A 20,677-nucleotide genomic window follows, 5' to 3' on the forward strand; every position below is an offset into this window, starting at 1 on the left:
TTCATACGTCTAATGCGCTCTGCGAAACCTTCTCCTGACGAGAATACCTGCCGGGAGTAAAGAGTAAACGAGGAGCCCGGCGAGCGATCCGGCTCCGCTACCCGAAGGCGCAAGCGCGCAGTTGCTGCCGCCCGAGCCCCCTCCCGCTTCTTCATCGTTACAAGCATACGTGGTGTCCGTTATCTCGTCCTCGTCGAGAACGCCGTTCTCGTTCAGGTCGAGGCCGGTCTCGATCTTCGTGCCTCCGAACTCGCAGTTCTCGCCCGGCGGCTCGTCCGTTTCCATGGTCAAGACCTCACCAGTCGGTGTGGGCTCCGGGGTCGGCTCGGGCTCGGGCGACGGGGTGGATGTTGGGGGAGGGGGAGGAGGAGGAGAAGGAGGCGGCGTAGCCTGCGGTGGAGTCGGATCTCCTCCCTGTCCCCCGCCTGCGCAGAAATTCGGCTTAGGCGGATTGGATTCGAAGCAGCTTCCGGCTATTTCCTGCGACACCGCGGTGAATTGCACGTTCCAGTCAGCATCCTCGGGGAAGCAGGTCGTCGCCGGGTGAGTGACGGGCTCAGCGGGCGGCGTGTACCCGGCAGGGAGCGTGAAGGCAAACCCGTAGCATCCGCCTTCGGGGCAATCGATAGCTCTCACTGCCCAGCTGCATATATTGTTCTTGTTGTCGCCGAGCGGCTTCACACATTCGTCGTAAAGGGCCGGGTTCGTAGTCTTAAGCTCTTCGGAGCATCCGCAAGTGCCGGTCGCTTCGTCTCCCGTCCACGCACAGAAGCTCTCCGGCTGGCATCTGTCCTTCCTGGCGGCGTCGAACTCGGATTTGAAATCGCCTAGATCAAGCGTCACTTCCAGGAAGCCGGTATCCGGATCGTAGTCTCTGACCCATTTGGCGGGCCAGCTCGCTTCCGTGTTTACGTCGAGCGGCCTGCTCTGCTTAAGAGGCGACCTTATCGCGTGAACGATTTCGTTGAGCTTTTCGGGAGTCGATTTGTCCCTGCCCTTTCCGACGAATAACTGGTACGTCTGTTTCGTCGTGTCCTTCGCGAAAATAAGGAGCACGTAATATTCCTCCCCGCCGGTATAACCGGTGAATACGTTGAAGGACGGCTTCTGCAGCGGGGCCAGCAGCAAGCCGTTCCTCTGGTTCTCCCTCGATACGGTCGTGTCTATGTAATATTTACCGTTGTTCGCCGTCAGGTTGCTCCGCTGGAAGAAGTTCATCCCCATCATGCGGATCTGGGGCCTTGCTTCGCTGCGCGCTTCATCTTGGTTCAGGAACTGTCTGTAGAGCGGGACCCCGTAGCAGAAAGAGCTCCCGCAGTCGCTCTGCCAGAACCCGTCTGTATCGTCGCACGTGTTGTCCACGTTCGGTATGCCTGCGCAGTTGCTGTCGTCGGCGCACGGCTTGCCGTCCGACCTGCATTTACCGCCGCAGTCCTTCTTACCGACGCAGCCGGGATAGACCACCGTCGTGACGTATTCGTAGGGGCTCGTCTTGGCGGTCCCTTCGGACTCGCATTCGATGGTTTCCGCCGGGGCGTTGAAGAACGGGTCCTCGTTCACCGATATCGTGTTCTTGTATCCGGTCAGCGAGCCGTCGTCGTCGTTCAGGATCGTTTGCCTGTCTATCGCCGTGAATCCGTCGAAAAGCCCTCCCTTGCCGTCGCCGTTCGGGGGGTCGGGGTTGTTGAGCGTATAGGTGCAGTAGTCTTCCTTAACCCGCGTGTCGTCGCTCTGGAACGAGAAATGGCCGTCTTTAAAGAGGGGCTCGATCACGAAATGGCGGATTTCCACGTCGCCGCCGAAATACAGATTGGACGAATGGAACGCAGGCGGGTAGTAAAAGCCGTTTGACTGCTTCCACGCGATGGCGGCATTCGGGATGCTGCAGACGTCTTCCGCCTTATCCACGGGCATCCCCTGCACCCTGCCGTACATGGACTTGCTCGGGAAGCAGTTGCCGTTTCCGCCCTGGCTCGTCGGCTTGCAGTCGTCTATAACGGTCTTCTTGATATTGAGAAAGGCGTTTGAGTCTTCGAAGCTCGGCCCGTCGTATATGTTGAACATACGCTGGTTGTTTGCGAACGACGTAAGCTGAAAGCTTATGCCCTCGTCTTTCAGCAGGCAGTAATTGGCTACGACTCCCCCGCTTGAATGGTTCTCGCACGTAAGCGTGGTGTCCTTGTTCACGGGGCCGATATTCGAGGCGTAGGGGTTACCCGACTGCGTATTGCCGATGAAAACGTTCTGCCTCGCCAGCTGCCACATGCCCGGAAGGAAATTCGACTGCGTATAGTCGCCCCCCGTTACGAACGTCAGGCCCGCGCTCTGCGAATCCGACACGACGCTGTTTATGACCAGGTACCACTGCGGGCGGAGCCATATGGCCGAAAAATTCGTCTGCGCCCAGTTAAAGGCGGTAGTGAACTTGTCCAGCACGGCGACCATGCAGTCCTTCCGGTTAACCGCGCTGCAAGTCGGGTAGTTGCTGCAGTCGGTCTGGTCGCACCGCGTCGGATGGCGGAGGTTCCCGAGCTTGGGATAATACGTCTCGGCATCCTTGTCCCCGTTCGGCACGGGCGAGAGATTGCCCACCGTAATGGGCTCCAGGACAGGCTCGCCCGGCCCGCCGACTCCCAGGCACTGGCTGATATCGGCAGTCGTATTAAAGGCGTTCATGGCCGACGTGCAGTAATTCCCCGTAAAGTTCTTGAGCGGCGTATCGCCGGCCCTCCCGCGGTTACTCTGCTGCGACGCGTAGGATTCCCACTTTTGCTGCTGCGACGAGCCGCTTATGGCGCTCGGAAGCCACCAGTAGCATATTCCGCAGGCGTTCGCGCCGGCCGCCATGTTGTATTCGAAATCGTTCCAGCCGTTCATTATCCAGAACACCGCCGGCTGTGCGTAATCGGAATGATAGGGGACGGACGTGGTATCGGCCTTCGTAGCCGTGTACGCCAGAATGCCGGGCACCTTTCGCGGGTTCTGCGCGTTGTCGAGCGCGGCCCTCGCGAAAATCCCGATGTTCGAATAGAGCTTGTTGTTTATCTCGGTTCCGTCTTCCAGGTAATACCCGTGACCTATGGACATGAAGCCGACGTTTCTCGCCAGGAGTATGCCCTGGCTCGCGTGTATGGTCATGAAGCGCGTCATCGAATCCCAGACGGACGAGTCCTTGACGAAAGTATCGGCCGGGGTGCTCCTCGCCATGTGGAAGTGAACGGGATAATGCCCCATGCGTCCGCCCTGGCCGAGCTGGTAGAACTCGACGCCCTGTATATGCACCTCTTTAAACCCCTGCCTTACGCTCGTATGCCCGCCGAAATGATACGGAGCGGGTGGTAAGCAGTCGTACTGGCAGGTGGGATTTGCGGCGTTGAACGTATCCCCCGCCGAAACTATGCGTATGCTTCGGGACAGGAGGGCGACAGCCGCCCTCGTTTCCGCGGCCGGCTGCCCGTCGACCTTTACATCCAGCCCCAAACGCCCGGGAACTGTGGTCAGCGGGTAGGTAGACCCGTTATGCCTGTGCTTCAGTCCGCCGGGTATCTCCGCGCCGGTATAGGGGTTTAGCACCTTGATCCCGAATTTTTGATTGCTTACCAAGTTAGTGATCTCTAAAAGCTCGGAGTGCCCGGGGAGATAATCGGTCGTCGTAACGACTATCCTGTCTCCCATTTCCCAGTCCACCGGGCGGTCGACGGCAATCTCCGTCGCGCCGACGTCTACGGTTCCATCGAGGCGGACCCAGCTCGTGCCCGAACTCGAGCTCGGAAGGCTATCCGGCAGGGTCGCGCCCTTTTTGCCGAACAGGTTCAAAGTGCCTCCGTAAGATACGGCAAGGGTCTTGTAACCGAAGTAGGCGTTCGGATCGCCGGTATCGACAGGAAGCGTGTGGTAGTGGTAGAAATAATCATACGGTTGGCAGGTCGTCGGATCGCCGCCTTCGTTGGGCGGGAGGCACACCTTGCTTGCCCCTTCCGAGTTCCATATGGCCTCCGGCACGCCGCACCTGACGTCCGTCTTGCACGTTACCCCGCGGCCCCCGTTCCCCTGGTCGTCCCCGTAGAGGTGTATCGTCAGTTTTCCGCCTGCAGTCCCTATCGGGGCCGCGGGCGTCCCCGCTACGAGGCTCGAATTGTTCTCGATCACTATGTTATATGCCCAGAAGTTTATTACCGCGTCCTCGAACGTAAGAGACCCGCCGTTATATACATGCACGTTCCTGTAGTGGTACGTCCCCGCGGGAACCGTGCACGGACCCGTCACTTCGAGGTCCTGACCGCCCCCGGCCGCTATGGCGCCCGTCGTGCACGTCGCCACCGCGGGCGCCTCGTCGGCTATTCCGGACAACGAAACCGGCTCGTCCTCGCCCAGGGACGAAACGAGGGCCCCGGGCGTCCCCGAGAGCCCGGTGCCCATAAGGTCCGCGCCTTCGAGGTTCGCTCCGTCGAGGTCTGCATTCTTCAGCCTTGCATTTATTAATATTGCGCCTGTGAGGTCCGCCCCCGAGAGGTCGGCCCCCTCGAGGTTGGCCTTCGTAAGGTCCGCGTTCCTGAGACTCGCGCCGCTAAGATTCGCTCCGGAAAGGTTCGAATTGGCTAGAATCGTGTCGTCGAGGATAGCGCCGCCGAGGTCGATCTCCCTCAGGTCGGCGTCGAAGAAGTTTGCGCCGCTGAGGTCGCATCCGACGCACCTGTCCGTATCCACTATCGTCGACACGCTTTCGAGCGTCTCTTCCGGCGCCGTGCTTATGACGGACCTCCCGTCCACGGGGACTATGAACACCGTAACGTTCTTGCCGGAACCATTACCGTGATAGAGGTACATATCGTAATCGCCCGGCTCTATTTCCTTCGTTACACAGTCCCCGTTGGCATCTACCCTGAGCGTCTCGCTGCCCTCGCTGTCCACGAGGCTCATGTAATGATACGCCGTCTCGTCAGGGTCTTGCCAGCAGAATGTCTGCTCCGTTTTAGCCGTGTATCTATAAGGAATGACGTCGCTTCCCTTCTTCCCCGTGTCGTTCGTCAGCGTCATGCAATCGAGCGATTCGAGGAATACGGCAACGAGGTCTTCACCGGGTATGGCGAATATGTCGGGATTTGCGGCAAAATCGTTTTCGGTCCGGACGTTCAGGGTGCCGCTCGTCGGCCCCCCAACGGCCCTGTTAAGGCTGATCGGAATCAGAATCAGAAGTAATACAAGTGCGGGTACAAGGAAAACATAGAAACGCTTTCTCCCCTTCAATTTACACATGAATATCCTCCATCGCTTTTGCTAAAATCGGAAAAGAACCGGCAAAGCTCTCCCCCCGAAAAAAGAAGGATCGACAGCTAATTTTACGGTTCATTTAGAAGCTTTGTCAATTAGCCTCATAATTACATTATAACCACTGTAAAACTATGGAACGGCTGGAGGAATTTTTTTCAAAAAAAGCGCAGTATGGTAATTTGTAACCCCCTTTGAATCATTAAGCGCCCGAAGAGTGCGCAGGAGGCGGATTCAGGCAAGCGTACGGCAAGATAGTCGGCGGTATATAGGATGGTACGTTAACTGTTCCCGTCCGTGCCGGGTCCCGGCGGCGAGGTTTTAGCGCCCGCCCTGCGGGCCCTTCTCTTTTTCTGCTTTCGTATCTTCTCGCGGAGGATTTCCTTCTCCGGCTTCTTCCCGAGAACGGTTTCTTCATACCTCGAAAGGAGCTCCCTCCGGGCGAGGAAGCGGTTCACGCCCCGCGAGCGGTCCTTGTCCACCCTGACGGTTATGCCGGTAGGGAGGTGCCTGAGCCTGACGCACGTCGAGACCTTGTTCACGTTCTGGCCCCCGGGTCCCCGCGACCTTACGAAGCTTTCTTCGAGGTCGCTTTCCAGTATCCCGCAACCGGCCATGCGCCCCCTGAGCGCGGCCTCCTTGCCGGGATTGACTCCGAAAACACTCATGCCCAGTCCCTGGACTTCATCTTCCCCGCCACGAGCTTCAAAAGATCGTGCCGCGAGATAATGCCCACCGGCTTTTCGTCGCGCACGACGGGCACCCTGTGGATGTTGTTCTCCAGCATCTTGACCACGACGTCGGACAGATGCTCGTCCTCGGTCGCCGTTATGACGGGCTTTGACATTATCTCCTTCACCTTTATGCTCCGGGCCTCTTCGTAGGCCTTTTCGAGCTCGGGCTTCGTCATCCATTCGCCGAACAGGCTCGGAGCGAAGATACGCGAAAGCGGCACCGTATGCCTGCTCGCGGAAAAGTCCGACTCGGTGACTATTCCGACGATGCTCCCCTTCGAGCTTATGATCGGAAGCCCGCTCACACGCTTGTCCAGCATGAGCAGGGCGGCTTCTTCGAGGTTCCGGTCTTCGTAAAGGACCGCAACCGGCTGTGACATTACATCCTTGGCTTTAATAGACATGTACATACCCCCGAAGAGAATGGTTAAATTTGTGAAGCGCCCGGCCGGGCGGGGTTTTCCCGCACTACTCGTACTCGCCCGAGACGGCTTCCTCGCGGCTCTTTATCATCTCCGAGCTCTTAGCCTTCATTTCTCGAAGCTCGACTGTTGTCCCTACGGCCTCGCCGATGTAGGAAGGCGTACCCTCCCTTTTGGCCTGAAGGCCCTCGAATAGTCTCGACGCGCCCAAAAGGAGTAGCGCAATCAGGACAATCGCAGCCGCGATCCGGAGGCTCATAAACTTCAATTATAGGCCTCTTGCATATGCACTTCAACCGCCCCCGAAAGCCCCGTCCCTTCCTTGAAAGGATACCAAAAGTATATATACTATGTTTCATGGATCCTAAGGAAATAAGGGCAATGATAGAAACGAAAATGCAGAGCGTTTCCGTCGAAGTAGACGGGGACGGCACGCATTTCGAGGCAGTGATAGTCTCTCCCGAATTCGAGGGGAAATCGCTTCTTGAGCGGCACAAAATTGTCTACGATGCCTTGGGCGACGCAATGAAAGAACGCATACACGCCCTTTCTCTCAAGACCTATACCCCGGGACAATGGGAAAGCATGAAGGCCGGCGCCTGAGGCGGGCGGCCGGTTTTTCTTTTAATTCGTACAGGAGGCGGTAACAGTGGAAGACGTAGCGAAAAAAATAGAATCCCAGATAGCGAACAACAAGGTAATCCTCTATATGAAGGGCAGCCGGGACATGCCCCAGTGCGGCTTTTCGGCCAGGGTCGTCAATATCCTGAACTCCTACGGCATCGACTACGAAGCGGTCGACGTTCTCTCGGACCCAGATATAAGACAGGGGATAAAGGACTACTCGAACTGGCCGACAATTCCCCAGCTTTATATAAACGGGCAGTTTATAGGCGGCTGCGACATCTGCGTCGAAATGGACCAGAGCGGCGAGCTGGGCGGGCTCATAAAAGAGGCTTTCAGGGAATAGTCCCTCCTCATTTATTCCTCCATTCATAAAAGTAATCGGAAAGCTTGTCCCTGAGGAAGAGCCTCGCACGGAGGGCCCTCGACTTAACGGCGGGGACCGAAAGGCTAAGGGCCTCGGCGATCTCCTTGCTCGTCATCCCCTCGACGTCCTTCATGTGAAAGACGATCCTGTAATCGGGCGGCAGCTCCTGGATGGCCTTGTCTATGAGCTCGGCGCCTTCCCTGCCGAGCAGCTTCGAATCGGGGGCGTCGCTGAAGTCCTTTTCCTTTACGCCCTCGATCATGCCGTAATTGTTGTAAGGTTTGTAATCTTCCAGGCTTATGTTCCTGTCCCTGTAGCGGGAAGAGTTACGGAGATACATGTAGGCCGCGTTCGACGCCACCCTGTAGAGCCACGTCGAGAACTTCGCCTCGCTCCTGAACGACGACAGCTTTTCGGAAAGGATGATAAAGACCTCCTGGAGAACCTCTTCCGCATCTTTCGGATCGCCGGTAAGCCTATAGGCAAGCCGGTACACCTTGTCCGAGTACCTGTTTACGAGCTCGTTAAAAGCGTCCTCGTTGCGGTCTCCGACGAAAAGCGCGACCAGCTCCTCGTCCCGAAGGTCTTCTACGTCGTGCCCCTCGCTTAACAGATACTCGCCGTTCATGATCATACCTCCGTATCCTTCTCCGGTGTTGACGTTATGGCCTTTCATTCTTTACTACCTCCCCCGGCCTGATAGTTGACCGGTCTTCTTGTAAAATGCGCCCGGAGCGCCCTAGCCCCTAGCACCGGACTCGGCTGCAGCGGCGGCATCTTCTTCACGCCTGATGCATATGCTGAAAACCCCTTCCCCGAGCCTCGGGATCATCCCCGGATCGTTAAACGCCTTGGCGAGCACGAATATGCCCTCGATGTAGGAGATAATCGCCTGCGAGGTCGCCCTCGTGTCCGTGTCCGCGGGCAGGTCGCCCTCGCTCACCGCCTGGGCGATCACCCTTTCGAGGGACCGCGCCCAATCCTCGAATATGTCGGCTATCTTCTGCCTTATGACCTCGTCCTGCGTGCTGAGCTCCAGCGCGAGGTTCCCGAATCCGCATCCGGTCATGCACCCGCCGCACTCCTTGGACTTCGACTGCGACTCGTAGGACCTTCTCAGCATCGATTCGAGCTTTTTGAGCGCGGGAACGCGCGCGCAGCATATGGGCTCCAGCATCTCCCCCTTGTAGCTCTGCCATATGGCGTCTATGGCTTCCAGGGTAAGGTGCCTCTTCGAAGGAAAGAAGTGATAGAAGCTCCCCTTCTTTACGCCCGCGTGCTCGCAGAGCTCCTGCACGCCGACTGCGTTATAGCTCCGGTTGCCGATAAGCTCTATCGCGCTCTCTATCAGATTTTCCCTTGCGTCGCTCGTTCTTCCCATGATAATTCCCGGTAACCCCTTGAATAGTTGACCGTACGGTAAAATATATCCTGCGGATGAAGGTTGTCAAGAAAATTTTCCCGAATGTCGTGCGTACTCCAGGTTGGAATCGGTGAAAAAGCCGTCTAAGCAGCCTTTACGATTGAAGATTGCAGGATTGCGGCCGGGCCGGGATTTTTTCGTGCCTCACCCCGCCCCGGCCCGCCGCGGTTCCCATACAGTCAGTTTTGCTCTATAAGGCTCCTGAGAGCGGGGGCGGAGCTCGAATTCCTTATGGCCGAAAGGGCCCTCTTTTCGATCTGCCTTATCCTCTCCCTCGTCAGGTTGAACTTCTTTCCTATCTCGTCGAGCGTGAGACGGCCCTCGTACCCTATGCCGAACCTCATTTTCAGTATCTCCCTCTCCCTCGCTTCGAGCACATGAAGCGCATGCCCCACGCATTCGGGAATCGAGAACTCGGCTATCAGCGAATCGACCGGCATGCTCTCCTCGTCGGCGATGTAGTCCGCGAAGGTAGCCCTGTTCCCGTTCCAGACGGGGGAGTCGAGCCTGACTGTGTTTCTGGTCGTCGCAGACTCGAGCACCTGCTTCACGTTCTCGGCGCTCATCTCGACCGCGGGGGCTATCTCGGCCGGGAGCGGCTCCCTTCCTTTTTCTTCCACGAATTTCGCGCGCTCGGACCACACCTTCCCCGCCCTTTCGAGTACGTACGCCGGTATCTTGACCGTCCTGTTCTGGTTGAATATGCCCCTTATCATGGCCTGGTTTATCCACCAGCAGGCGTATGTCGAGAACCTGTATCCCCGCGTGTGGTCGTACCTGTCCACCGCCTTCATGAGGCCGAGGTTCCCCTCCTGGATCAGGTCTAAAAACGGTACGCCCCTTCCGGTGTACTTCTTGGCGAGGCTTGCGACGAGCCGGAGGTTAGCCTTGACGAACCTCCCTTTGAGCCGCGCCTCGGCGGCGTTATAAACGTTGTAAAGACAGACGAGCCTTCTAAGTTTATACAGGTCCGGAGTGTCCGCATCCCCTTCTATCAATTCCAGCGCTTCCGAGAGGAGCTCTCCCGAATCCCGGCTGGTTTTCCTCCCCAATATCTCCCCTATCTTCTTTTCGATACGAAGTCTCTCGGCCCCGCACTCTTTTATCTTCGCCGCGTTTCTGATTTCCTCCCCGGCGCTCATGAGGGATTCCATCCCGACTTCCTTAAAATAGGCGGTTACGAGCCTTAGCTTTTGGTTGTGCTCGTAGGGGTTTTCCTCCCGGGTATCGGCTTCATCCCCGGCCGCGCTCTCTTCCGCTTCGGCGTCTTCGATAAAACCGTAATCCCCGCCCCCTTCGTCATAGTAGCCGTCGTCGAGAAAGCCGTGAGAGTCGTGGCCGAGCCCGGTTGGTATCGCTTCGAACGAGGGTCCTCTCTGCATGACAGCCTCCTTGATCACAATTTCGAGCCCCGGGATGCCCAGGGGCTCTAATATGAAACTACGGAGGCTCCGAGGATAGCGGATTGACCCGTGTAAAAAATCCCCGCGATGCACGCCGTCATGAGGCAGGCGAGGGTTGCAGCGACGAGCGCCCTCAGGCCGACCGAGGCTATGTCCTTTTTCCTCCCGGGAGCGAGGGCCGCGAGCCCGCCCACGAATATTGCCAGCGAGGCCACGTGGGCGAAGCCGCAGAGGGCATAGGAGGCGAGAACGGGCGAGCGGGGGTCCGTTATCAGCCCGTCCCTCATGGCGGAGGCGAGGTCCCGGTACGAGACGACCTCCGTCAGCACCGCGCGCTCGCCGATGATCTTCGAGACCGTGTAGGCGTCGTCCAGCGACACGCCCATGATAAGCGTGAAGGGATAAAAGAGGTAGCCGAGCATCCCCTTTAGCGACCAGTCCACGCTTATGCCGAAGAGCTCGTTTATATATCCCCCCGCGCCGCCCGTAAAAAGGTCGAGGAGCGCCACGAGGCCGAGTACGGCGATCAAAAGGGCGGCGATGCCGACTATTAGCCTGACGCCGCTCTCGGCCCCGTTGATTATGGCCTCGAAGAGCCCGTCCTCCCTTTCGTAGTGGGGCTCGACGTTCGTGCCGAGCGTCTCGGGGACGGCGTCCTCCGGCAGTGCGAGCTTCGACATGGCGAGCGCGGCCGGGGCGGAGAGTATGGACGCCGATACGAGGTGCCCGGCTATGGTCGGGAACTCCGCCTGGAGGCTGTAGACGTAGACGGCCATTATATTGGACGACACCGTCGCCATCCCGGCAGTAAGGACCGTGCATAGCTCCGAGCGCGTCATGCGGGCGAGGTAGGGCTTTATGGTGAGCGTGGACTCCACGCCGACGAAGATGTTCGACGCCGCGCTCAGCGATTCGGCCCCCGATATACGCATAAGCCTCGTGAAAACGTAGGCGAACGCCCTTATTATCCGTGGCATGATGTTATAAAAATAGAGCACCGACATCAGCGAAGAAAAGAAGATAATGGTAGGGAGGCCCTGAAACGCGAGGAAAAACCCGAGTGATTCCTCTCCCTGGGGGTTTTTCTGCCCCGGAGGAAGGGCAAGCCTCCCGAAGAGGAACTCCGCCCCGGCGGTGGCCGAATCGAGCACCTTTATGACAATGTCATTGACGTATAAAAAGACCTTCGTTCCCGCCGGCGCCTGAAAGACGAACGCCCCCAAAACAAGCTGGATCGCTACGGCCCATATCACGACCCTGAAATTGACGTTTTTCCTGTTGGTCGAAATGGCCCACGCCACGACGAGAAGCATGAAAATGCCAAGGAAACTGACGAGATTATAAATGCCCACTACCTTAATCTATCTCCTTACTTTCATCGTTATTCAAGCCGTCCGAAATCCGCCAATGCGGTTCCACGTCCTTCCGGAATCCGTAAAACCGGGGGTGGAGACCGTCGGCTATACTTAACGATTATTTATTTCCGGCGCGGCACGACAGGCGCCGGGGACGGACGGGAGGCCGGCGCCCTTTCGCAAATCTCAATTTCGTATACAATATATCCCACAATACGGAGGAACTTAATGGTTGCAAAAGTATTTCAGGCAAGCGTAATTCTATTTTTCCTCTTATTAATCGGGTGTAAAGGTCCGACCAACGTAAACGTATTCAAGGCCCCCGAGGCGACGTATACACAATATGACGTCATAATCATTCCTGATTTCAGAAAGACGGATCTCGAATGGGTGCCCTACGATTCGGGCACGGTCATTGCGGATATGGTTGCCGAGGAGCTCAGGACCCAGAACAAATTCAAGGTTATAAGCCGCGCGGAAGACGCCGGTGACTTCGGGAACCAGAGGATTCTCGTCGTCGACGGTATCGTAAGCGGGTACAAGCGCGGGTGCAAATACTGCGAATATGCCTTCATGGGTTTCGACGACCGGGGCAAGATGTCGGTCCAGGTCAGGGTTACGCTGGTCGATGAGGTTACAGGGGATATACTCGCCGACGTCGGCATAGACGGCAGGGCGAAGCCCCCCGGCACCGGGAACAGCAAGTACTTTAGGGTAGTAGACGAAATCGTTAAGGTAATCGACGCCGTGAACGACGGAAAGTCCTGATTACTGCATAAAAATACTATAACGATCTCCCGCCCTTGCAGGTTCACGGTTCACGTAATCGGCCACTGCCCGGATTCTAAGAGGCAAACAGGATTCCCCGCATTTAAAGGCCGCGCCGGAAGCGCGGCTGCCTTGTGAATCTCAAACGATTACCTAAACTCGAAAATTGTCAGTTCCGGCAAGGGGGAGAGGTTGTGGTGAGGTAGAAATGAAGCTGAAAACTCTATTTTTTATACTCGGGGCCGTAATAGGCTTTATCATAGCCTATCCCGGGCAGGATTTGATAATAGCCGCGGCGGCTGGCGTCGCGCTGGGCGTGGTTTCAGTATTGGCCGCATGGGCGCTCGAGCCGTACGTCAGGCACTACGGCACCAAGGCGCTCCTCGGGGCCGCCGTCGGAATCGTAGCCGCCTCTTTCGCCTTTATGGCCGTGAACAGCGTTCTCGCGCGCCTTGTTCTGCCGGAGGGGATAGTCTCCTTCGTATCGGCAGTCATTTTACTCACGCTCTTTAACATCGCGATAACCGTGGGCTACAGGAAGGGGAAGGAAATCGACCAGCAGCAGTCCTCCGCTTCGAAGCAGCGCTCCCAGCAGCAAAGGACGGCGGCGGTCGAGACGAAGATACTCGACACGAGCGTCATCATCGACGGCAGGATAGCCGATGTCGCCGAGGCCGGGTTCATAACGGGCCCGATGATAATCCCCAAGTTCATCATCAAGGAGCTCCAGCACATCGCCGACTCCTCCGAGCCCATAAAGCGCGTCAGGGGAAGGCGCGGGCTCGACGTCCTGAAGCGTATGCAGAAGGACATCCCCAACGTTTCGGTCAAGATAACGAACCACGACTTCCCGAATATAAAGGAGGCCGACCTCAAGCTCGTCGAGCTCGCCAGGAGGCTCCGCGGCATCATCATAACGAACGACTTTAACCTGAACAAGGTGGCCGGCCTTCAGAACGTAAAGGTCCTCAACCTGAACCAGCTCTCCAACGCCCTCAAGCCCGTCGTCCTTCCGGGCGAAACGATGCACATCCACGTGGTCAAGGAAGGAAAGGAAGAGAACCAGGGCGTGGGCTACCTCGAGGACGGTACGATGGTCGTCGTCGACGACGCGAGAAAATATCTCGGCGACGAGATAGACGTCTCCGTCACGAGCGTGCTCCAAACCCCCACGGGAAGGATGATATTTTCCCGCGTGAAGGACGACGACGGCAGGCCGATGGTGTCGGATTCGCGTGGCTGAGATGACCGCCTCGGCGATAATAACCGCCGGTGGAAGGGGTGCGAGGTTCGGCTCGGGCGCGCCGAAGCAGTTCGCGGCGCTCGGCGGGAAACCGCTCCTCGCTCATTCCGTAGAGACCTTTTCAAGTCTGGACATCATAGGCGAAATCGTGCTTGTCGCGCCCGATGACTGGGTTCCCTACGTCGAGGAAATGATAGCCGGTATCCCGGGCTCGCGGGTGAGCCGGGTCGTCCCGGGGGGTCCCGAAAGGCAGCATTCCGTCGAAAACGGCTTAAGCGCCCTTTCCGGCACGCCCGAAGTCGTCGTGATTCACGACGGCGTGCGGCCCTTCGCCGAGGCCGCGCTCATAGAAGAGGTGATACGCGAGGCCCGCGCGCACGGGGCCGCGCTCGCCGCACTGCCGGCGGGCGATACGGTCAAAAAGGCCGGAGAGACGGGACTCGTCGAGTCTACGGTCCCCAGGGACACGCTCTGGCTCGCACAGACCCCCCAGGCCTTCAGGTACGGCGTCCTCAGGGAGGCGTTCGAGAGGGCGCGTAAGGACGGCTTCCTCGCCACGGACGAGGCGCTCCTGGCGGAGAGGATCGGAGCCCGTGTAAGGCTCGTCAGGGGCTCGCCTCTCAATATAAAAATTACGACGAGGGAAGACCTCGCCCTCGGCGAGCTTCTCCTTAAGCTCAGGGCCGAAGACGGCTCGGAGTAAACACGCGAGGGTGGTATACTGACGCACGATGCAGAGGATAGGATTCGGTTTTGACGCGCACAGGTTTTCGAGCGAGACGAGGCTCGTCCTCGGGGGCGTCGAGGTGCCCTTCGAGCTCGGGCTCAGGGGCCACTCGGACGCCGACGTGCTGACCCACGCCATATGCGACGCCCTCCTCGGCGCGGCCGCCGAGGGCGATATAGGCACACACTTCCCCGACAAGGACCCCAAGTGGAAGGGCGCTTCAAGCCTCGTCTTCCTGAAAGAAATACTCTCCCTCCTTGGCTCCAAAGGCTATAGCGTCGTAAACATAGATACAGTCATCGTGTGCGAGAAGCCGAGGATATCGCCCCACGTGGCCGGAATAAGAAGCTCCCTCGCAAGAGCGACAGGCCTTCCGGAGGGCGTCATCAGCGTAAAGGCAACGACGACCGACGGCATGGGGTTCACAGGGCGCGGCGAGGGCATCGCCTCCTACGCCACCGTGCTGCTGGAATCCGCCTGAAGCGCAGCCCGTCCGGACGCCGCTGACCTGATTGCAGGCTCACCCGCCGCCCGGGAAATCCACCGTGCACGTTAGGCAGGTATTTGAGTAACGGCCCCACTTCGTCATATAATTGATTACCTTCGCCCACGGCCGCGCCCATGATACGCCCCGACAAAAACGCCCTCCGGAGATTCTCGTACGGATTCCCGATAATCCCGTCCCTCGCGGGTCTCGTCTTCGGAATACTCCTCGCCGGGTATTTCCAGAACCCCTGGCCCTGGATCGTGATACTCGCGCCGCTCTCGGGGGCCGCGGCCCTGTTCGTACCCCCGCTCAGGTTCCTCCTGCTCGTCCCGGTCGGCATGGTGCTGGCCGCGCCGGCCCCTTATCACCCGGTGGACACGATCGAATCCTGCGCAGGGAGGAAGGTGGACGTCGGCGGCTCGCTATACTCTTCGCCGGAGAAGAGGGAGCGCGGCTCGCGGATGTTTATCGACGTCGATTACGTGATAGAGGACGGCGTCGTAAAGCCCGCGACGGGACGGACGGCGATATACTCCGACACGCTCGCCCCCGGCCTTTCCTACGGCGACAGCGTGCGCGTCATAGGGGTCAAATTGAGGCCGATAGAGAACTTCCGGAACCCGGGGGCTTTCGACATGAAGGCCCACTTCGGGAGGCAGGGGATCTATACGACGGGATACGTCGAGGGCGCGGAGCGCATAATCTCGTTCGGAAGGGGCGAGGATTACGGGCCCGTTCTCCACGGCCTCGACAGGCTCCGGCACAGGTACGGGAATTTCGTGAGGTCCAATTTCCGTCAGCCCGCGAGCGAAGTGCTGAACGCGCTGACAATCGGCGAAGACGGCGGCATCCCGAATGAGCTGAGGGCCGAGTTCTCGAAGTCCGGCGTCGCGCACGTGCTTTCGATATCCGGGCTCCACGTGGCGGCCGTCGCCGTCGTCTTCTTCTTCCTTTTCAAATGGCTCCTCAAAAGGTCCGAATACGTGATGCTGAGGTGGAGCGTTTCCAGGATCGCGGCCGCGCTCACGATACTCCCGCTCTTTTTCTACATGGCCCTCGCGGGCTTTTCGACGCCTACCGTAAGGGCGTTTATCATGATTTCCATCTTCCTCGTCGCTATAATAGCCGGGAAGAACGAGAACAAGATAAACACCCTCGGCGTCGCCGCGTTCGTAATCCTCCTCGTGCGGCCCGAGGCGCTTTTCGACCTCTCGTTCCGGCTCTCGTTCCTGGCCGTCCTGGGAATACTCCTCGTAAACAGGTTCTACCCGTTTGGGCTCGGAACCACACGCGACTTCGTCCTGACAACCGTCAAAACCACGTGCGCCGCCACGTTTGCGACCCTGCCGCTAGTGCTGAATTCATTCGGCGTCCTGCCAGTCGTTTCCATCCCGGCTAACCTCATATTCGTGCCGCTGGTGGAGCTCCTGATAGTCCCGCTCGGGCTCGTCTCGTTCGCCCTGTTCCTCCTCTCACCGTACGTCGCGTCGCTATTCATATGGCTGAACATGCTGTTTACGGAGATGATGGTCTTCGGCATAGGGCTCTTCCTCAAAATCCCGTACTCGTCGGTATCGGTCCGGCCGCTGGGGGCCGTTCAGCTCACGCTCTACGCGGCGCTCGGCGTGGCGGCCCTCCTCGCGGCAAGGCGCGCGAGGGCGAGATACGCCGTTCCGGTGCTCGCTATTCTCTTTCTGATCAGCGCGGCCTGGCCCGCGGTGTCGAGGCATTTCGGCGGTGGCGTGACCGTAACTTTCCTCGACACCGGCAGGGACAGGAGCACAGTCCTTTTCGAGCTCCCGGGCGGGCGGAACGTCCTCGTGAGCGGCGGCCCGGCGAAGCCGGCCGGGAGCGGCTTCATCGACAGCGCCGTCATCGGCGGGTTTCTCCACGGGAGAGGCGTCAACACCATCGACTGCCTCGTCCTGACCTCGCCCGGGAAAGACGTCCTCGGCGGCGGGGCGTACATCGTCGAGAACTTCGGCGTAGGCAAAGTCGTTACGGACGGCGACAGGCTCGAAGGCGCGCTCTGGGAGGCGATCAGGGAAAGCGGCGCCGAGTGGGAGAATCTTAGAAGCATCGGCGAGATCGACGTGCCCGGCGGCTACAGTATAAGCGTGATGCGCCCCGAAGGCTGGGAAGCCGTCGAGGACTCCGCCGGTCCGCGTCCTCTGGCGCTCAGGCTCGAAGCCGCCGGGGCGAGCTTTCTTCTCGCGGAATCGCTGGACGGGGAAGACGGGAGATCCCTCGGGGAGATATACGGCGGGGAGATCGAAAGCACCGTCCTTTTCATCCCGGGAACGCCGGACGGCGGTTCCGGTACGGTGCTGGCCGGGCAGGTCAAGCCGCGCATCCTCATTACGGAAGGCGGAGAGTCGGCCGCGCCGGAATCCCCAAAGACTTACAGCATTACCGAGGACGGGGCCGTAACCGTAACGGCGGACGGGGACGCGATCACGGTAAAATCGTACGAGGATGAAAGGGCCTTACGCCTTGAGTAAACTTCAGGCATGAGAAGATTCCTGTTCCCGCTTATAGTGCTCGCAGTAGCCCTCGGCTATATGATGTTCCGCCCCGGCGACGACCCGAGCGACATAGAGGAGCTATTCGACAGGATGGCCGAAGCGGCGCGGGCGAAAGACCTCGAAGGAGTGATGGAGGGGTTTTCGCTCCAGTACAAGGACGGCTCCGGGGCGAGCTACCCCGTCGTGAAGAATATAGTCTCCGAAACGTTCGAAAAGTACGGCGAGATAGACGCCGCATATTCGGACTTCGAAGCCTTCCTGAGCGCCGACGAGCACGGTAATCCCGAAGCCTACATCAGCGTCGGAGTCGTTGTGACTGCCGCCGATAACGGCGAGACGAGGGAGCTTCTCGGCAGCCCCGGCCGGCCGGAGCGCATCAACGTAACCCTTAAGTACTCGGCGATAAGCGGCTGGAAGATAGATGCCGTCGAAGGCCTCGACGGCGAGCGTCCATAAAGCCTGAACGGGGCCCCCGCTTCCGCAGTCCGCGCGCGGCGGCTAATCGTCGGCGCTGTCCATGCGGCCGTTGATGAAATCGCTCAGTATTTCGATGTCCGTATTCTTCGCCTCTTCGACGGTCCCCGTGAAAATGATCTTTCCCCGGTAGAGAAACGCTACCCTGTCCGAAATCTCGAACGCGCTCTGAACGTCGTGGGTGATTATCACGCCCGTTATGCCGAACCGCGCCTGCATGTTCCTGACAAGCTGGTTTATTCTGCTTATGTTAGGCGGGTCGAGGCCGGTCGTGGGCTCGTCGTAAAGGAGAATCTTCGGGTTCATCGCCAACGCCCTGGCGAGCCCCACCCTCTTTTTCATACCGCCGCTCAGGTCGGACGGCATCTTGTCTTCTATCCCGGGGAGGCCCACGAGCTCGAGGTTACGCGCCACGACCTCCTCGATCTCGTTTTCGGGAAGCTCGGTATTTTCCCTGAGAGGATAGGCGATATTCTCCTGGACCGTAAGCGAATCGAAAAGGGCGGCCCCCTGGAAGAGCATCCCCATCTTCTTTCTCACGTGGACGAGGTCCTTTTCTTCGAGCGGCACTATATCTTCGCCCTCTATTATCACCTTCCCCGATTCGGGCTTCAGAAGCCCCGTTATCTCTTTAAGCAGCACGCTCTTTCCCGAGCCGCTGCCCCCGAGGACGGTTATATTCTCCCCGCGCCTTATAGAAAGAGAAAGCCCCGTGTGGACTTCCTTCGGTCCGAAGGACTTATAAACGTCTACTAGGTCGATTATTATTTCGTCCGGCATGAGAATCCCGTAAAGGCCGCTTGAATTTACGGAAAAGGGTAATATTATCTCCGTGAATCAAGTGGGATTGTAATTATACGCTCATTGTTTGTCAAAGAAAAAGGGCTTTGCATCGAGAGGAAAATCTTCGATTCCGGAAATTGACATTTTATTTTGCCCGGTGTATATACATGGCTTATTGAAATGTTGGCTGCCTGACGGTTACACACGCTGGGACTCCACTGCATCTCCGGGAAGAACTATATGAAGCGGACGAATATGGGTGTTGAAACAGATCTGGAATACAACCTTAAGTTCTTTACACAATTCATAATTCACCCCACCAAGACAGGCGCCATACTGCCGTCGAACGAAAAGCTCTGCGAGCTGATGACGGATATTGCCGACCTCAACGACGTTTCCGCGGTAGTCGAGCTCGGCTCCGGTACGGGCGTAATCACCGAGAAAATCCTGAGAAAAAAGGGGCCCGAAACGAAGTTTTTCGCAATGGAGATCAACCCCACCTTCGTCGAGGCAACCAAAAGGCGCTGCCCGGAAGCCACCGTCTACCAGTCCTCGGCCGAAAATGCGGGGTATCATCTCGAGCTCCACGGCGAAAGCGGGTGCGACCGCGTAATAAGCAGCCTCCCCTGGTCGACTTTCGACTACGAAACCCAGGAGCTCATCCTGAACTCTATATACGAAACCCTAAAGCCCGGCGGGAAATTCCTGACGTACGCCTACTCGCTCGGTCTCCTCTTCCCGTCCGCGTGGAGGCTAAGACGCCTTCTTAAAAGCAAATTCGATAAGGTGGTCAAAAGCAGCATCGTATGGAGCAATATCCCCCCCGCGTTCATCTACATATGCGAGAAAGCGCCGGCCGAATAACTTTTCACGGCCCGTATAGATAAGTCTTGACATGTCCATCAAAATTTGATAAGAATATTTGTGTAGCCGATTGACCTTTCTTCGATTGAATAAAGGAGGATTGGAGGATGATCAATATCGGCGTTTTTTACCTTCCATTTATTTCCGGGCAATCATGTAAAGGATTGGAGACTGCATAGCACGGGGGGTTCTTTGGAACTGCCCGTTCGGAGTGTGTGTGTTTTATCCGGGTGCGGCCTTAATGCGCCTGTACGCCCGTATCAAAAACACCCTTGAAATATCCACCCCACTCGTATTAAGATTGACTGTAGTTACACAGTAATTCCCGCCACATAGGAGAAATGAGATGAGGAGAATAGCAAGAACGCATCTGTTCGTGTTACTGGTTTTGCTCGCCGCCGTGTCCGTTCCGGGCGGCAGGACTGCGGGCGCCATGGACGTGGCCGACCTGCCCGCCCCCCAGCTTGTGACAGGCGCATGGATGTTCATGGCGGCATACAAGGCCGACCCCGAGGCCTTAAAGGCGCTCCTTCCCGAGGGCCTCGAAACCACGGGCAACATTGTCATCAATATGTACACCGTCCCCGAGGCGGCGCAGACATCCGGCTTCGGCGCGTATACGCTGACATACCTCACCGTGGAGCTCAAGGGGCACGATTCCTACATAATGAACTCCGATACGACGATACCGGGAAGGTACTTCGTCTACTACTTCAACAGCTCGCCCTTCATGCGCGACTACACGAAGCGTATAGGCATCCCGGCCGAGGAAGGCATGACCACGACGACGGTCGAGGACGGCAAGCTCACGGCTACGCTTACGGTAGGCGGCCGGAAATTCATCGAATCCACGGCCGAGGTCGGGAGCGAGCTCGGTAATTTCGGCGGGGGTCACCTCAACTACTTCGGCCTCCTCGAAACGGAAAAAGACGGGAAGACCGTAAAACAGGTCGTCAAGTATCCGATACCCTGGAACGGCGGCACCGTCGATATAAAGAACCCGAAGATCACCTTCTCGGTCCCCGAAGACCATCCGCTGAGCAAGATAAAGCCCGAGGGTGACCCGGTCTGGGCAATATGGACCAAGGGCAGCTTCGTTTACCCACAGTATGTTGTCGTGGATTAACTGAACGCGAAGATAGAATGGATATCCCCCGCGGTGCGCATACGCCGCGGGGGATATTTACAGGTTGACTTAGAAGAACGGGGC

Annotated in this window: 19 protein-coding genes; 10 read left to right on the forward strand and 9 right to left on the reverse strand. The window is 58.0% G+C overall.

Annotated elements, in window-relative coordinates:
* Positions 1-9: 9 nt before the first annotated feature.
* From PKC29_05015 to PKC29_05030, 4 genes are all read right to left on the reverse strand, one after another.
* The gene (locus tag PKC29_05015; GenBank protein ID HML94771.1) at positions 10-5,256 is read right to left on the reverse strand and encodes a pentapeptide repeat-containing protein; all 5,247 of its coding nucleotides are present in this window, start codon (positions 5,254-5,256) and stop codon (positions 10-12) included.
* Positions 5,257-5,549: 293 nt separating this feature from the next.
* Positions 5,550-5,936 carry a peptide chain release factor-like protein gene (locus tag PKC29_05020; GenBank protein HML94772.1) on the reverse strand — a complete coding sequence of 129 codons (387 nt, stop codon included), beginning with the start codon at positions 5,934-5,936 and terminating at the stop codon, positions 5,550-5,552.
* Positions 5,933-6,406 carry a CBS domain-containing protein gene (locus tag PKC29_05025; GenBank protein HML94773.1) on the reverse strand — a complete coding sequence of 158 codons (474 nt, stop codon included), beginning with the start codon at positions 6,404-6,406 and terminating at the stop codon, positions 5,933-5,935. The genes PKC29_05020 and PKC29_05025 overlap by 4 nt, the downstream gene beginning before the upstream one ends.
* Before the next feature lie 64 nt (positions 6,407-6,470).
* Complete coding sequence (locus PKC29_05030) at positions 6,471-6,692, reverse strand: hypothetical protein (GenBank protein HML94774.1); 222 nt, start codon at positions 6,690-6,692, stop codon at positions 6,471-6,473.
* A 113-nt stretch (positions 6,693-6,805) separates the two neighbouring features.
* Here PKC29_05030 and PKC29_05035 point away from each other — a divergent pair, with 113 nt between their 5' ends.
* Positions 6,806-7,027: a BolA family protein gene (locus PKC29_05035; GenBank protein ID HML94775.1), complete on the forward strand. Its 222-nt coding sequence runs from the start codon at positions 6,806-6,808 to the stop codon at positions 7,025-7,027.
* A 46-nt stretch (positions 7,028-7,073) separates the two neighbouring features.
* Positions 7,074-7,394 (forward strand): Grx4 family monothiol glutaredoxin, encoded by a 321-nt coding sequence (gene grxD, locus PKC29_05040; protein ID HML94776.1) that lies wholly within the window; start codon positions 7,074-7,076, stop codon positions 7,392-7,394.
* A gap of 7 nt (positions 7,395-7,401) precedes the next feature.
* Here the strand turns inward: grxD and PKC29_05045 are convergent, their stop codons facing one another.
* From PKC29_05045 to PKC29_05060, 4 genes are all read right to left on the reverse strand, one after another.
* Entirely contained in the window at positions 7,402-8,091 is a 690-nt protein-coding gene (locus PKC29_05045; protein ID HML94777.1) for a sigma-70 family RNA polymerase sigma factor, read from the reverse strand.
* Positions 8,092-8,154: 63 nt separating this feature from the next.
* A complete protein-coding gene (locus PKC29_05050) occupies positions 8,155-8,796 on the reverse strand; it encodes a TetR/AcrR family transcriptional regulator (GenBank protein ID HML94778.1) in 642 nt (213 codons plus the stop codon).
* A 221-nt stretch (positions 8,797-9,017) separates the two neighbouring features.
* On the reverse strand, positions 9,018-10,220 hold the full coding sequence (locus PKC29_05055; GenBank protein HML94779.1) for a sigma-70 family RNA polymerase sigma factor: 1,203 nt from the start codon (positions 10,218-10,220) through the stop codon (positions 9,018-9,020).
* Between the two features lie 47 nt (positions 10,221-10,267).
* Positions 10,268-11,593, reverse strand: a complete 1,326-nt coding sequence (locus PKC29_05060; protein HML94780.1) for a nucleoside transporter C-terminal domain-containing protein — start codon at positions 11,591-11,593, stop codon at positions 10,268-10,270.
* Positions 11,594-11,824: 231 nt separating this feature from the next.
* Here PKC29_05060 and PKC29_05065 point away from each other — a divergent pair, with 231 nt between their 5' ends.
* The 6 genes from PKC29_05065 to PKC29_05090 all read left to right on the forward strand — a co-directional run bounded on the left by PKC29_05065 (position 11,825) and on the right by PKC29_05090 (position 17,802).
* On the forward strand, positions 11,825-12,364 hold the full coding sequence (locus tag PKC29_05065) for a hypothetical protein (protein ID HML94781.1): 540 nt from the start codon (positions 11,825-11,827) through the stop codon (positions 12,362-12,364).
* Positions 12,365-12,572: 208 nt separating this feature from the next.
* Positions 12,573-13,607, forward strand: a complete 1,035-nt coding sequence (locus tag PKC29_05070) for a TRAM domain-containing protein (protein ID HML94782.1) — start codon at positions 12,573-12,575, stop codon at positions 13,605-13,607.
* Between the two features lies 1 nt (position 13,608).
* Positions 13,609-14,310 carry a 2-C-methyl-D-erythritol 4-phosphate cytidylyltransferase gene (gene ispD / locus PKC29_05075; GenBank protein ID HML94783.1) on the forward strand — a complete coding sequence of 234 codons (702 nt, stop codon included), beginning with the start codon at positions 13,609-13,611 and terminating at the stop codon, positions 14,308-14,310.
* Between the two features lie 28 nt (positions 14,311-14,338).
* Positions 14,339-14,815, forward strand: coding sequence for a 2-C-methyl-D-erythritol 2,4-cyclodiphosphate synthase (gene ispF, locus PKC29_05080; GenBank protein HML94784.1), 477 nt, complete (start codon positions 14,339-14,341; stop codon positions 14,813-14,815).
* 140 nt (positions 14,816-14,955) lie between these two features.
* Positions 14,956-17,322 carry a ComEC/Rec2 family competence protein gene (locus PKC29_05085; GenBank protein ID HML94785.1) on the forward strand — a complete coding sequence of 789 codons (2,367 nt, stop codon included), beginning with the start codon at positions 14,956-14,958 and terminating at the stop codon, positions 17,320-17,322.
* A 9-nt stretch (positions 17,323-17,331) separates the two neighbouring features.
* On the forward strand, positions 17,332-17,802 hold the full coding sequence (locus PKC29_05090) for a hypothetical protein (GenBank protein ID HML94786.1): 471 nt from the start codon (positions 17,332-17,334) through the stop codon (positions 17,800-17,802).
* A 42-nt stretch (positions 17,803-17,844) separates the two neighbouring features.
* Here the strand turns inward: PKC29_05090 and PKC29_05095 are convergent, their stop codons facing one another.
* The gene (locus tag PKC29_05095; GenBank protein ID HML94787.1) at positions 17,845-18,600 is read right to left on the reverse strand and encodes an ABC transporter ATP-binding protein; all 756 of its coding nucleotides are present in this window, start codon (positions 18,598-18,600) and stop codon (positions 17,845-17,847) included.
* Positions 18,601-18,843: 243 nt separating this feature from the next.
* Here PKC29_05095 and PKC29_05100 point away from each other — a divergent pair, with 243 nt between their 5' ends.
* The gene (locus PKC29_05100) at positions 18,844-19,467 is read left to right on the forward strand and encodes a methyltransferase domain-containing protein (protein ID HML94788.1); all 624 of its coding nucleotides are present in this window, start codon (positions 18,844-18,846) and stop codon (positions 19,465-19,467) included.
* Positions 19,468-19,813: 346 nt separating this feature from the next.
* Positions 19,814-20,593, forward strand: coding sequence for an acetoacetate decarboxylase family protein (locus PKC29_05105; GenBank protein HML94789.1), 780 nt, complete (start codon positions 19,814-19,816; stop codon positions 20,591-20,593).
* Positions 20,594-20,677: the final 84 nt, after the last annotated feature.

The organism is Thermodesulfobacteriota bacterium, assembly GCA_035325995.1.
Classification (GTDB): Bacteria; Desulfobacterota_D; UBA1144; order Nemesobacterales; family UBA2774; genus JADLGH01.